This is a genomic window from Isoptericola hypogeus (genome assembly GCF_039531145.1).
Taxonomy (GTDB): Bacteria; Actinomycetota; Actinomycetes; order Actinomycetales; family Cellulomonadaceae; genus Isoptericola; species Isoptericola hypogeus.
In genome coordinates this window covers 322,660-336,018 of the sequence record NZ_BAAAPM010000002.1, presented here as the reverse complement: position 1 = coordinate 336,018, position 13,359 = coordinate 322,660, and the positions used below count along the sequence as shown (strand labels likewise).

General features: G+C 74.6%; 11 protein-coding genes. 7 read left to right on the top strand and 4 right to left on the bottom strand.

Annotated elements, in window-relative coordinates; genetic code table 11:
• Nucleotides 1-3: 3 nt before the first annotated feature.
• The 3 genes from ABD254_RS01880 (at nucleotide 4) to purE (ending at nucleotide 3,282) form a co-directional block, all read left to right on the top strand.
• Nucleotides 4-1,347 carry an ATP-binding protein gene (locus ABD254_RS01880; RefSeq protein WP_344245068.1) on the top strand — a complete coding sequence of 448 codons (1,344 nt, stop codon included), beginning with the start codon at nucleotides 4-6 and terminating at the stop codon, nucleotides 1,345-1,347.
• 145 nt (nucleotides 1,348-1,492) lie between these two features.
• Complete coding sequence (locus ABD254_RS01875; RefSeq protein ID WP_344245252.1) at nucleotides 1,493-2,755, top strand: 5-(carboxyamino)imidazole ribonucleotide synthase; 1,263 nt, start codon at nucleotides 1,493-1,495, stop codon at nucleotides 2,753-2,755.
• Nucleotides 2,752-3,282 (top strand): 5-(carboxyamino)imidazole ribonucleotide mutase, encoded by a 531-nt coding sequence (purE, locus tag ABD254_RS01870; protein WP_344245066.1) that lies wholly within the window; start codon nucleotides 2,752-2,754, stop codon nucleotides 3,280-3,282. The genes ABD254_RS01875 and purE overlap by 4 nt, the downstream gene beginning before the upstream one ends.
• Before the next feature lie 101 nt (nucleotides 3,283-3,383).
• Here purE and ABD254_RS01865 read toward each other — a convergent pair whose 3' ends face one another.
• From ABD254_RS01865 to rfbB, 4 genes are all read right to left on the bottom strand, one after another.
• Nucleotides 3,384-4,451: a TIGR00341 family protein gene (locus ABD254_RS01865; RefSeq protein ID WP_344245064.1), complete on the bottom strand. Its 1,068-nt coding sequence runs from the start codon at nucleotides 4,449-4,451 to the stop codon at nucleotides 3,384-3,386.
• Between the two features lie 148 nt (nucleotides 4,452-4,599).
• Nucleotides 4,600-5,958 carry an LCP family protein gene (locus tag ABD254_RS01860; RefSeq protein WP_344245062.1) on the bottom strand — a complete coding sequence of 453 codons (1,359 nt, stop codon included), beginning with the start codon at nucleotides 5,956-5,958 and terminating at the stop codon, nucleotides 4,600-4,602.
• A gap of 27 nt (nucleotides 5,959-5,985) precedes the next feature.
• Entirely contained in the window at nucleotides 5,986-7,296 is a 1,311-nt protein-coding gene (locus ABD254_RS01855; protein ID WP_344245060.1) for an LCP family protein, read from the bottom strand.
• Nucleotides 7,297-7,401: 105 nt separating this feature from the next.
• Nucleotides 7,402-8,397 (bottom strand): dTDP-glucose 4,6-dehydratase, encoded by a 996-nt coding sequence (gene rfbB / locus ABD254_RS01850; protein WP_344245058.1) that lies wholly within the window; start codon nucleotides 8,395-8,397, stop codon nucleotides 7,402-7,404.
• Between the two features lie 60 nt (nucleotides 8,398-8,457).
• Between rfbB and ABD254_RS01845 the strand changes: the two genes are divergently transcribed.
• The 4 genes from ABD254_RS01845 to ABD254_RS01830 are packed head-to-tail and all read left to right on the top strand — an operon-like array spanning nucleotide 8,458 to nucleotide 13,332.
• Nucleotides 8,458-10,104 (top strand): DUF2142 domain-containing protein, encoded by a 1,647-nt coding sequence (locus ABD254_RS01845; RefSeq protein ID WP_344245056.1) that lies wholly within the window; start codon nucleotides 8,458-8,460, stop codon nucleotides 10,102-10,104.
• Nucleotides 10,101-11,126 (top strand): glycosyltransferase family 2 protein, encoded by a 1,026-nt coding sequence (locus ABD254_RS01840; RefSeq protein WP_344245054.1) that lies wholly within the window; start codon nucleotides 10,101-10,103, stop codon nucleotides 11,124-11,126. The genes ABD254_RS01845 and ABD254_RS01840 overlap by 4 nt, the downstream gene beginning before the upstream one ends.
• Nucleotides 11,123-12,298 carry a glycosyltransferase gene (locus tag ABD254_RS01835; RefSeq protein ID WP_344245052.1) on the top strand — a complete coding sequence of 392 codons (1,176 nt, stop codon included), beginning with the start codon at nucleotides 11,123-11,125 and terminating at the stop codon, nucleotides 12,296-12,298. Before ABD254_RS01840 ends, ABD254_RS01835 begins: the two co-directional genes overlap by 4 nt.
• The gene (locus ABD254_RS01830) at nucleotides 12,295-13,332 is read left to right on the top strand and encodes a lysylphosphatidylglycerol synthase domain-containing protein (protein ID WP_344245050.1); all 1,038 of its coding nucleotides are present in this window, start codon (nucleotides 12,295-12,297) and stop codon (nucleotides 13,330-13,332) included. Before ABD254_RS01835 ends, ABD254_RS01830 begins: the two co-directional genes overlap by 4 nt.
• Nucleotides 13,333-13,359 lie beyond the last annotated feature (27 nt).

Sequence of the window (13,359 nt, the reverse complement as noted above, 5' to 3'; positions counted from 1 at the left end):
GAAGTGCGTCGCCGCGTCCTGCTGGCGACCATCTCCGCGGTCGCCGTCGCCGTGCTGCTGCTCGGCGTGCCGCTGGGCATCTTCGGTGCCCGGTACGTGCTGGCGATCGAGGAGCAGCGGGTCACCGACCGGGTCGACACGCTGTCCCGTAGCGTCGACAGCGCGCTCGAGCGGGGGGACGACGTCACCCAGGCCACGGTCGACCGGGCCAGCGAGGGGCGCGAGGGAGACCTGCCCGCGTACGTGGAGGTCACGCTGCCCGACGGCACGCTCCTCACCGCGGGCGAGCCCGTGTCGGGGCCGGACATCGCGAAGGCCACCTTCACCGACAGCCGCGCCAACGTCACGATGACCGTCTCCGCCGTGGGGGCCTACGTGAAGTCGGCCCAGACGGTCGTGCTCGTGGTGCTCGCCGGCATCGTCGCGATCGCGGCGGGCATCGCCGTCGCGGTGTGGCAGGCCAACCGGCTGTCCGCGCCACTGGTGTACCTCGCGGCGTCGGCCGAACAGCTCGGTTCCGGGCAGGTGCGTCCCCGGCTCGAGCCGTCGGGGGTCGAGGAGATCGACCTCGTCGCGGCGGAGCTGGTGCGCAGCGCCGACCGGCTCGCCGGGCGGCTCGCCGCCGAGCGCCAGTTCACCCAGGACGCCTCGCACCAGCTGCGCACCCCCCTGACGGCCCTGACGATGCGGCTGGAGGAGATCACGCTCGCCTCGAAGGACCCGGAGGTCGTCGAGGAGGCGCGGATCTCCCTCGAGCAGGTGGAGCGGCTCGTCGCGGTCGTCGACGACCTCCTGGCGGCCTCCCGGCGCGCGCAGGGCGGCACCACGGAGGCGGTCGGCCTGGCCGACGTCGTGCACCAGCAGGAGGAGGAGTGGGGCCCCACGTTCGAGCGGGCCGGCCGCCCGCTCGTCGTCGACGTTCCCGCCACCCACCAGGTGCTCGCCACCCCCGGCGCGCTCGCGCAGATCATCGCGACGCTGCTGGAGAACTCGCTCAAGTACGGCGACGGGACGACGACCGTGCGCTCGCGCCCGTCCGGCGCGACCGGCGCCGTCGCGCTGGAGGTCGCCGACGAGGGTCCGGGCGTGCCCGACGAGATCGCGCCGCGCATCTTCGAACGGGGTATGACGACGGGCGACAGCACCGGGCTCGGGCTCGCGCTCGCGCGCGACCTCGCCGCCGCCGACGGCGGGCGGCTGGAGCTCGCGCAGCGCCGCCCGCCGGTGTTCGCGCTCTTCCTCGCGGGCGTGCCGCGCGCGCTGGACCCAAGGATCGTGCTGCCGCCCGGCACCACGATCTCCTCGCGCGGACGCCGGCGCGGGTGGCTGCACCACCACGGCGACTGACGGTCCAGCGCCGAACAGGCGCTTGCTGCCGGGATACGACCCGGTACGCGCCGATACCGCGAGCGACCGCCTGCTCGGCGCGTGCCCGACGGTCGCGGACGGGCCGGTATCCTCGATCCCCGTGACCGGACCCACGGACCTGCCCCTGCCCGAGACCGCCCACGCCCCCCGCACTGTCACGCCGCGCGGACCTCTCACCGTCGCCGTCGTCGGCGGCGGACAGCTCGCCCGCATGATGGCGCCGGCCGCGGGAGAGCTCGGGGTCGGCCTGCGGGTGCTCGTGGAGGACCCGGCGTCGTCGGCGGCGCAGGTTGTCACCGACGCCCCGGTCGGCGCGGCGTCCGGCGAGGGCGCGATCCGTGACCTCATCGCCCCGTCCGACGGCCGCCCCGCGGCGACCGTGCTGACCTTCGAGCACGAGCACGTGCCGAACGCGCTGCTGACGGACCTGATCGCCCACGGCACCCCGGTGCGGCCCGGCCCGCACGCCCTGGTGCAGGCGCAGGACAAGATCGCCATGCGTCGCCGGCTCACCGAGCTCGGCGTGCCGTGCCCGCGCTGGGCCCCGCTCCCCACCGACCCCGCCGCGGGTCGCGCCGCCCTGGCCGACTTCCTCGCGGCGTCGACCGGCGGCGAGGCCGTGGTCAAGACGTCGCGCGGGGGCTACGACGGCAAGGGGGTGCGGGTCGTGTCCGGGCCGGACGACGTCGCGGACTGGTTCGACGCCGTCGCGGCGGGCGGCCCGGCCCTGCTGGTCGAGGAGAAGGTGCCGTTCACGCGCGAGCTCGCCGCGCTGGTGGCGCGCCGTCCCTCGGGCGAGGTCCGCACCTGGCCGGTCGTCGAGTCGATCCAGCGCGACGGGGTGTGCGCCGAGGTGATCGCGCCCGCCCCCGACCTCGATCCCGCGACCGACGCTCGGGCGCGCGAGATCGCCGTCGCGGTGGCCGAGGGCCTCGACGTCACCGGCGTGCTCGCCGTCGAGCTCTTCGAGACGCGCGGCGCCGACGGCTCGCCCCAGGTCTGGGTGAACGAGCTCGCGATGCGCCCGCACAACTCCGGCCACTGGACCATCGACGGCGCCGTCACCAGCCAGTTCGAGCAGCACCTGCGCGCGGTCCTCGACCTGCCGCTCGGCGACACCGCCGCCCGCGCCCCGTGGACGGTGATGGCCAACGTGCTCGGCTCGCACCTGGAGGCGCTCACGGACGCGTTGCCCGAGCTGATGGCCCGCTTCCCCGAGGCCAGGGTCAACCTGTACGGCAAGGGCATCCGCCCGGGCCGCAAGCTGGGCCACGTCAACGTCAGCGGGGACGACCTCGCCGAGGTCCGTCGACGGGCCGTCGAGGCCGCCGCGCTGCTGCGCGGGGACGAGGTTTCGACAAGCTCAACCATCGAGGAGCACGCATGAGCGACCAGCAGCCCGTCGTCGGCATCGTCATGGGGTCGGACTCCGACTGGCCCGTGATGGAGGGCGCCGCGGACGCGCTCGCCGAGCTCGGTGTCGCGGTGGAGGTCGACGTCGTGTCGGCGCACCGGATGCCGACCGAGATGATCGAGTACGGCCGCACGGCGTCCGACCTGGGCCTACGGGTGATCGTGGCCGGAGCCGGCGGGGCCGCCCACCTGCCGGGCATGCTCGCGTCCGTGACCCCGCTGCCGGTGATCGGCGTGCCCGTGCCGCTGCGGCACCTCGACGGCATGGACTCGCTGCTGTCGATCGTGCAGATGCCCGCCGGGGTGCCGGTGGCGACGGTCTCCGTCGGCGGTGCCCGCAACGCCGGCCTGCTGGCGGCGCGCATCCTCGGCGCCGGAACCGACGCCGAGGCGCTCGCCCTGCGCGAGCGCATGGTCGCGTTCCAGGCCGAGCTGGGCGACGTCGCCCGCGCCAAGGGGGAGAAGCTGCGCGCGAGCCGCGCACGCCGCACCGGCTTCTGACGCTCCGGCTCAGCCCTCGTGCTTTCTGGTCGTGCTGAGCCTGCACTCCGCTCCGGGCGCGTGCCTCGTCCCTCGGCCCCCACCCTCCGCTGCGCTCCGGCTCAGCCCTCCACGCGTTCGCCCACCGTGTGCACGACGACGACCTCCGGGTCCCACGGGACGAGCTCGTCGACGGCGGCCTGCAGCTCGGCGACGTCCGGGACGTCGCCGGGGCCGCGCACCTCGACGACGAGGTCCGTGCCCTGCCAGGTCACGTCCTCGACCTCGGCGCCGGGGGTGTCGGCGAGCCACTCTTCCGCGGCGGCGCGCGTCTGCCCGGCCCACAGCTCGGCGAGCGCGGCCTGCACGGTGTTGGCGACCATCGGCACGGCGACGACGAGCACGGCGACGGCACCGACGACGACGGCCCGGCGCGGCCTCGCGCGCCCGCCGGCGGCCCGCCTGGCGTGGGCCGCGTCGCCCGCGTAGCCGGCGCCGGTGAACACCACGGTCGACGCGATGACCAGCGCCACGACGTTCGAGCAGAACAGCAGCAGGGCACCCGCGGCGAGCGCGGGCTGACCCGCGCCCAGGCACACGCCGACGACGCCGAGCGGCGGCACCAGGGAGATGGCGATCGCGATGCCGGGCAGCACGTCGCCCAGGTCGCGGCGGGCCAGCGCGATGGCACCGGCGAACCCGGTCGCGAACGCCGCCACGAGGTCGCCGACGCCGGGGGAGGTGCGGCCGGTGACCTGCGAGTTGGCCACGACGTCCGTCGTCGTGGGCAGTGCCAGCGCCACCAGCCAGCCCAGCAGCACGACGATCGCCATCCCGCCCAGCACGTGCAGCGCCGACCGCCCGACGAGCCCGGCCCGCCCCGTGACGACCCCGAGGCCGACCCCGAGGATGGGCGTGGACAGCGGCGCGATGATCATGGCGCCGATGACGGTGGCGGTGGAGTCGGTGACGACGCCGCAGATCGCGATCACGCCCGAGAGCACCAGCATCGCCCAGAACGCGGAGCGCTTGGCGCGCACCTCCCCGGACGACAGGTCCAGGCGGTCGGACAGCTCCGCGAGCGGCCGCCGCTGGGCGGCCGGGACGAGCACGTCGAGGAAGCGGCCGCGACGGGGCGCGACGAGCGCGGGGTCGGCGACTGAGGGGTCGGCTGAGGGGTCGGCGGGCATGAGGCCTCCGGGCGGGTCCGTACCCGGCTGGCGGCCGGGCAGCCCGGGCACGGTGCACCGCGGCGAGGAAAGTATGCCGCGCGAGCCGTGCGTCGGGCCTGTCGAAACCGGGCGTGTGATCTCGACAGGCTCGACCGGCGAGGTGGGATCAGCCGGGCAGGCCGCCCACGGTGCTGCCCGCCTCGAGGTTGCCGTCGCGGACGTCGGTCCAGAACTGGCCGACCGTCTCCTCGTCGAGCAGCACCGTCGAGCCGACGCCCGTGCCGGGGTCGTAGCCGGGGTCGGCGATCGGCGGGGTGCCGGTGACCCCCTCGGACCCGGTCGCGCCCTTGAACGCGAGCGCGAGCTGACCGAGGTTGACGATGCCGGTGTCCTCGTCCACGGTGAGCGCGTCCGTGCCCGCGTTGACGAGCTGGACCTGGTTGATCGGATTGAGCAGCACGCTGGGCTTGACCACCTTGTCGGCGACGGCCGCGATGACCTGCTGCTGCCGCTCGGCACGCCCGATGTCGCCCTTGGGGTCGGAGTAGCGCATGCGCGAGAACGCGAGCGCGGTCTCGCCGTCGGCCTGGTGGCAGCCGGCTTCCCACACGAGGCCGCTCTTGGGGTCGTCGACGTCCTCGGGGTAGCACAGCTCAACGCCGCCGACGGCGTCGACGATCTCCTCGACGCTGCCGAAGCCGACCTCGGCGTAGTGGTCCACGGTGAGCCCGGTCAGCCCCTCGACCGTCTCGACGAGCAGTGGCGCGCCGCCGAACGAGTAGGCAGCATTGATCTTGTTCGGGTCGTGGCCGGGGATCTCGGCGTAGGTGTCGCGGGGGATCGAGATGAGCGACGTCGGGCCGCTGCTCGGCTTGTGCAGCACCATGATCGTGTCGGTGCGGGCGCCGGACGTGCCGTCGTCGGCCACCGTCCCGGAGCCGCGCTCGTCCGACCCGGCGAGCAGGTAGGTGGTGCCGGGCGTGTTCTGGGCGTCCGAGAGGGCGTCCACGTGCTGGATCTTGCCGTTGGCCCACAGCACCAGCCCGATCGGCCAGGCCAGCAGGAGTACCAGCAGGAGCACCAGGACGAGGCCGACGACCCGGCCCTTGCGCACCCGGAAGCCACCGCCGCCGGCGGTCGCGGTCGCGGCGTCCCCGGGGCGCGCGGGGGGCGCAGCCCGGCCTCCCTGCTGCGGGGGGCGCGCCTGCGCCGGCGCGACGCGGGTGCCGGAGGGCTGCTGCGAGGCCGCGCGGGAGCCGCGCGGCGGGTACGAGCGCGGCGCGCGCTCCTGGGCGGAACCGCGCCGGTCCGGCGGCGTCGTCGGGATCTCCCGGGAGGACTGCCGGCGCACGCGCGGCTCGAGGGGGGCGGCGTCGTCGCGCCGGCCCACGCGGCCGCCCGTGGGCGGCGTCGGCTGCCGGGTCGTCCCGCCGACGGGGATCGCGTCGCCCGCCAGGTCGGGCCGGCCGGAGCGACCGCCCGAGGGCGTGAAGCTCGGCGGGATCCGCTGCTCGTCGTTGCTCATGATCTCGTCCCCGTGCTCACCGGCGGCTCACCCGCACACCGACGTCACGTCGGCACCGGTGAACGCCTCTTCGCCGGCGTCGCGGGTGCGCGACGGCTCCGGGTCCTCGGTGGTCCCCTCGGCGGCGGTGTCGTCGTCGGACACCGGCGTCGCGTCGGCCGAGGAATCCTCGCCCTCCGCCGCCGTGGAGCCCTTCTTCTTGGACTTCTTCGTCTCCGTCTGGATGGCGTCGCTGAGGGGACGGTCGTGCTTGAGGTTGTCCCAGACCGTCGTGGCCTCGTCGGTGAAGAGCACGTTCGCCGAGTTGTTCGGGTCGTACGTGTACGGCGCGGTCATGAACGCGATCGTCCCAGGGCGCACGTTGCGCGCGCTGTACGCCAGCCCGGCGAGTCCCTGGACGGACGCGAAGTTGCTGCTCATCGTCATCGAGCTGGTGACGGCGTTCAGGAACTTCAGCGACTTGGTCGGATCGGCGAGCGTGCCGGCGCTCAGCACCTCGCGGGCGAGGGCGGCGAGCAGCTCCTGCTGGCGGCCGATGCGGCCCAGGTCGGAGCCGTCGCCGAGGCCCTTCACGCCGGAGCGGGCGCGGGCGTACTTCAGCGCGGTCTCGCCGTCCAGCTCCTGCACGCCGGCCGACAGCACGAGGTTGTCCGCCTTGGGGGCGTCGATGTCCTCGGGGATGCACAGCTCGACGCCGCCGATGGCGTTGATCATCCTCTCGAAGCCGGCGAAGTCGACGACGACGAAGCCGTTCATGCGCACGTCGGAGATTTCCTCGATCGTCTCGATGACGCACAGCGCGCCTGACTCGACGTCACCGCCCGTGAGGACGCCCTGCGCGAACGCCGCGTTGAACTTGGTCCCGTACAGCGGTGTGGTCTCGCTGCCGTCCGACGTCGGGCACGACGGGACGTCCACCGTGGTGTCGCGCGGGATCGACAACATCTCGACCCGGGTCCGGTCGGACGAGATGTGCATGATCATGGTCGTGTCCGACCGGGCGCCGTCGGTGCCGTCGTCCACGACGTCAGAGTTCTCGCCGCCGCGGCTGTCGGATCCCAGGAGCACGATGTTCAGCGGCTTCTCGGCGTTCGGATCCTCGGGGACGACCTCCTCGGGCCGGTCGTCGCCTAGCAACTTGTCGGCGTCGACCGACCTGATGTTGCCCGTGAAGGTGACCGCGGCGGTCGCGCCGCCGACGGCGACGAACGCCAGGACGGCCGTCAGCCCCAGGCCGAGCATGCGTGCGACGGAGTGGCTGCGCAGCGCACGGGCGTGCGCCGGTCCCTTGACCGACTCAGGGCTGGACGCCACATGGCGGGCGGGGTTGCGAGTCACGGGAAGCGAGCATAAAGGGTCCGTGTTGCACGCCGGAGGTGCCCTCGGACCGGGACGGTGGAGGAAATGTGTGGGTGCCGGCTCATCGGCGCACCGCCGGCCGTGTCACTGTCCGGTGGCGGCGTACTTGGCCTCGACCGCGGCCTTGTGGGGGCGCCACCAGTCCTCGTTCGCGCGGTACCAGTCCACGGTGGCGGCCAGGCCGGCGGCGAAGTCGGTGTACCGGGGGGTCCAGCCGAGCTCGTCGCGCAGCTTCGAGGCGTCGATGGCGTACCGCAGGTCGTGCCCGGGCCGGTCGGCGACGTGGTCGAAGTCGTCCGCCTCGCGCCCGAAGACGCCCAGCAGGGTGCGCACGACGTCGAGGTTGGACGTCTCGCCGTCGGCCCCGATCAGGTACGTCTCGCCGATGGTGCCGCGGTCGATGATGGCCCACACCGCGGTGTTGTGGTCCTCCACGTGGATCCAGTCGCGCACGTTCAGACCCGCCCCGTACAGCCGCGGGCGCACGCCGTCGATCAGGTTCGTGATCTGGCGGGGGATGAACTTCTCGATGTGCTGGTAGGGCCCGTAGTTGTTGGAGCAGTTCGAGATCGTGGCCCGCAGCCCGAACGACCGCACCCAGGCGCGCACCAGCAGGTCAGAGCCAGCCTTGGTGGACGAGTACGGGGAGGACGGGTTGTACGGGGTGGTGGGGGTGAACTTCTCGTCGCCCTCGAGCGGCAGGTCGCCGTAGACCTCGTCCGTGCTGATGTGGTGGAACCGCACGTCGTGGCGGCGGGCGGCCTCCAGCAGCGTGTATGTCCCGACCAGGTTGGTCTGCACGAACGGCGAGGGGTCGCCCAGCGAGTTGTCGTTGTGCGACTCCGCGGCGAAGTGCACGACCACGTCCGCGTCCGCGACCAGCCGGTCCACCAGGTCGGCGTCGGCGATCGAGCCCTCGACGAGCTCGACCTGGTCCGCGACCGGGGCCAGCGACGAGCGGTCTCCCGCGTACGTGAGGGCGTCCAGCACGGTGACCCGCGCGTCGGGACGGGTGCGGACGGTCTGGTGGACGAAGTTGGCGCCGATGAAGCCGGCACCCCCGGTGACGAGAACGCGCATGCGCCGAACCCTACCGGCCCCCGACCTGAGGCACTCCGGGTGCCCTGGCACACTGAGGTCGTGACGGACACCACGCCGCACGTGCGGCAACGGCCCGTGCCGACCCCCACCGCGAGCGCCCCTGACAGGAGCCTGCGCGGCTACCGGCGCGCCCTTGTCGTGCTCACGCTCGCGGTCGCGGCCTGGGGCGCGGTCTGGGCCGTCGTCACGCCGCCGTTCCAGGCCCCCGACGAGCAGAACCACCTCAACAGCGTGCTGCGGCTCGCGTACGGAGGCGGGTGGCCGGCGCCCGGGGACGCCTACTTCTCTCCGGCCGTCGTCGACGCCGTGGACGAGGCCGCCTACCACTCCGACCCGCCCGGACGCTGGGTGCACCGCTCGGACGCGCGGCAGTTCGTGGACGCCGACCCGGTGCCGCGCGACGAGCGCACGCGCGTCGAAACCACCACCGCCCTCGGGGAAGCGTCGTCGGGCAACGACGTCGACCAGATGACGCAGCACCCGCCGCTGTACTACGCCCTCGGTGCCGGGTTGCTGCAGGCCACGAGCCTGACCGACGCCCGCTGGGACCAGGCCATGCTCGCCCTGCGCCTGCTCGACGTGCTGCTGCTCGCGCTCGTGGTCCCGCTCGCCGCCGAGACCGCGCGCCGCGTCACCGGCTCGCCCTCGGCCGGGCTCGTGGCCGCCGCGTTCCCGCTGCTCCTGCCCCAGCTCGGGCACATCATGGGCGCGGTGAACAACGACGCGCTCGTGCTGCTCGCGTGCGCCGTGGTCACGTACCTGGCGTCGCGCGTCGTCACCGGCGACCTGCGGTGGCGCGTGGCGGTGGCGATCGGGCTGGCGGTCGGCCTGGGGCTGCTCACCAAGGTCATGGTGGCGTTCGCCCTGCCCACCGTGGGCGTCGCCTACCTGCTGGCCCGCGGCCGCCCGTGGCCGGCGCGGCTGGGGCGCGTCGGCGTGGCCGTCGGCGTGGCGGGGGTCGTCGGCGGGTGGTGGTGGGTGCGCAACGTGCTCACGCTCGGGGCGGTCCAGCCCGTCGGCCTGCCGCGCGACCCGGCGACGGTCGCGCAGGTGCCCGACGCCGAGGTCCCGTCGCTCATCGTGGAGAAGCTGGCGCAGGCGTTCTTCGGCAACCTCTCCTGGCTCGAGGTACGGATCCCCGGGGCGTGGGTGGTGGCCGGGTCCGTCGTGCTGATCGCCGCCGGCCTGGTCGCCCTCGTGCTGCCGGGCGCCCGGCGCGCCGCCGCGGCGCTGCTCCTGCTGCCCGGCGGGCTCGCGCTCGGCGTCGCGTACAACGCCTGGGACGCGCACGCGGTGACCGGCGGGCTCGTGGCGGTCCAGGGCCGGTACGTCTTCGGCGGCGTCCCGGCGCTCGCCGCCGTCGTCGCCGTGGCGGTGTGGCAGCTCGTGCGCCGGTCGGAGCGGCGGCTGGCGCTGGCCGTGCCCGTGTTCGCGACGCTCGCGCTGACCGCCGCGGTCTGGGGCATCGCCTGGGCGTTCGAGGCCTTCTACCGCGGGCCGGGGGAGTCGGTCGGCGACGCCGTCGACCGCTGGCTCGCGTGGAGCCCGCTCGAGGCGGTGCCCCTGCTCGTCCTGCTCGTGCTCGCCGGCGTGGCGTTCGTCGCGGCGCTGGTCGCCACCGTCGCCTGGCCGAATAGACTCGCCGCGCCCCGTCCGGGGCCCGGCTCCGTGAAGGATGATCGATGAAGCTCTTCGTCCAGATCCCGTGCCTCGACGAGGCCGGGACGCTGCCGCTCGTGCTCGCGACCATCCCGCGCGAGGTCCCGGGGTTCGACAGCGTCGAGGTCCTCGTGATCGACGACGGCTCCACCGACGGCACCGCCGAGGTGGCGCGGCGGCTCGGGGTGCGGCACGTCGTGCGGCACACCCGCACGATGGGCCTCGCGCGCTCGTTCCGCGACGGTGTGGACTACGCGCTGGCGCACGGCGCCGACGTCGTCGTCAACACCGACGGCGACAACCAGTACCCGTCCGAGCGCATCGGTGACCTCGCGGCGCCGATCCTCGCCGGCGAGGCCGACATCGTCATCGCGGACCGGCAGACGGCGACCATCGCGCACTTCTCGCCCTTCAAGAAGCGCATGCAGCGGGTCGGCAGCCGCGTCGTGAGCGCCGCCGCGGGCACGTCGCTGCCCGACGCCGCCAGCGGCTTCCGGGCCTACTCGCGGGGGGCGCTGCTGCGGCTCAACGTCGTCACGCAGTTCAGCTACACGATGGAGACGATCATCCAGGCGGGCAACAAGCGCCTGCGGATCACCAGCCTGCCGATCACCACCAACCCCAAGACGCGCGAGTCGCGCCTGTTCCGCAACATCTGGCAGCACATGGGCCGCTCGGGCCGGGCGATCGTGCGCTCGTCGATCATGTTCCGCCCGCACCTGGTGTTCCTCACCCTCGCGGCGGTCTTCTTCGTGGCGGCCGCGATCCCCGCCGTGCGGTTCCTGGTCTTCTGGGCGTCCGGCGACCCGGGCGGGCACGTGCAGTCGCTCGTCTTCGCGGCGGCGATGCTCGTCGGGTCGCTGCTGTGCCTCGCGCTCCTCGTCATCGCCGACCTGCTGCGCACGAACCGCACGCTCGTCGAGGAGACGCTGGAGCGCGTCAAGACGATGCAGTACGGGGTCGTGCCCGGCGGGTCCGGTGCGGCCGGCGACCAGGCCTCCGGGCCCGTCGCCGACGGCTGCCGCCAGGGCGAGGACGCGACGGCGTGATCGTCGCGTTCGGCACGTACGACGCCGGCCGGCACCCGCGGGTCGGCACCCTCGTCGACGGGCTGCGCGCGCACGGGTACGCGGTGACCGAGCTCGACCGCCCGCTGGGGCTCAGCACCGCCGAGCGGGTGCGCATGCTGCGCGAGCCGTGGCGGCTCGGGGTGCTGGTCGTGCGGCTGCTGCGCTGCTGGTTGCTGCTCGTCGGCGACGCCGCCGCGCACCGGCTCCGGCACGGCGCGCCCGACGCCGTGCTCGTCGGCTACCTCGGCCACTTCGACGTCGTCCTCGCGCGCCTGCTGTTCCCACGCACGCCCGTGCTGCTCGACCACCTCGTCTTCGCCGGGGACACGGCCGCCGACCGCGGTGCCCGCGGCCTGCGGGTGCGGCTGCTGCGAGGCCTCGACCGCGTCGCGACCGCCTGCGCCGACGTCGTGCTGGTCGACACGGACGAGCACGCCGCGATGCTGGCCGAGATCGCCGGGTCGCGGGCGTCACGGGCGCTCGTCGTGCCGGTGGGGGCGCCGCAGGCGTGGCTCGACGCGGGTGGGCCGCCGGGTGGGTCGCCGGGTGGGACGCCGAGCGGCCCGCCGCGGGTCGACGACGGCGCGCGTCCGCTGCGCCTGGTGTTCTTCGGCCTGTACACGCCGCTGCAGGGCGCCGACGTGCTGGCCGAGGCGCTCGCCGACGCGCTGGGGCGGGCGGACGGCTCGGCGGAGCGCCGGCCGATCGAGGTGACGATGGTCGGTTCCGGCCAGGACCTGCCCGCGGCGCGGGCCCGGCTCGCCGGCGTCCCGGGCGTGACGTGGCACGGCTGGATCGACCCCGCCGCGCTGCCGGCCCTCGTCGCCGCGCACGACGTGTGCCTCGGGATCTTCTCCGCCACCCCCAAGGGCCTGAGGGTCGTGCCGAACAAGGTCTTCCAGGGGCTCGCGGCGGGCTGTGTCGTCGTCACCTCCGACACGGCGCCGCAGCGCCGCCTCCTCGGCGGTCACGTGGAGCTCGTGCCGCCCGCCGACCCCCGCGCGCTGGCCGACCGCCTGCTCGACCTCACCGCCCCCGGAGCGCTGGCCGCGGCGCGCGACCGGGCGGCGGGGGGCCGCGATCTGGTGCGGCCGGACGTCGTCGTCGTCCCCCTGGTCGACGCCCTGCGAGCGCGGGGCATCGTCCCGTGACCACCGGCGACGCCGGCACCGACGGTCGCACGGAGGGGGCTCGCGCAGACGGTGTCGACGGGGCCGCCGCCCCGCGCCGCGACGACGGCCAGCGCCACGACACAGGGCACTCCGGCGCGCTGGGTCGCCTGGTCGCGGTGCTGCGCTCGCCGTGGGTGCGGTGGGGATTCCTGGTGCTCGCGATCGGGCTCGCGGTCTACGCGGTCGTGGCCGCCCGCGACGAGCTCGCGCAGGTGGCCGCCCAGCTCTCCGCGGGGCGCCTGGCCCTCGCCCTCGTGCTCGCCGTCGTGTTCGTGGGCTGCACGTTCGGCGCGTGGCGCGCCGTCCTCGCGGACCTCGGATCACCCGTGCCGCGCCGGGTGGCCCTGAGCATCTTCGGGCTGAGCCAGCTCGGCAAGTACGTGCCCGGCGGCGTGTGGAACGTCGTGGCCGCGGCGGAGATCGGCGCCGACCACGGCATCCCGCGACGGCGCTCGGTGACGACGACGGCGGTCGCGACGCTCGTCGGGGTCGTGTCGGGGGCGGTGGTCGGGCTCGTCGCGCTGCCGTTCGTCGCGACCGAGGAGCTCGGACCGGCGGCGCGGTGGCTCTGGATCCTGCCGGCCGTCGTGGTCGTGCTGCTGCCGCCCGTGCTCAACCGGCTCGTCGCCTGGGCGCTGCGGCTCGCGCGCCGGGAGCCGTTGGAGCACCCGCTGTCCTGGCGGGGGCTCGGAGCCGCCTCCGCGTGGTCCGTCGCGGGATGGTTGTGCGCCGGGGCGCAGGTGTGGGTGCTCGCGGTGGGCCTGGGGATGCCGGCGGACGCGCGCGGCGCGGCGCTCGCCGTCGGCGGCTACGCGCTGGCGTGGGTGGTCGGGTTCCTCGTGATCGTGATGCCGGCCGGTGCCGGCGCGCGGGAGCTCGTGCTGCTCGCCGTCCTGGCCGGGGCGTTGCCCCACGCTGCCGTGCTGCTCGTCGTGCTGGTCAGCCGCGTCCTCGTGACGATCGCCGACCTGCTGCTCGCGGCACTGGGGGCTTGGGCCCGCCGGACGTCGTAGCGCCTCGGTTCGCCGATGACCCGAGGC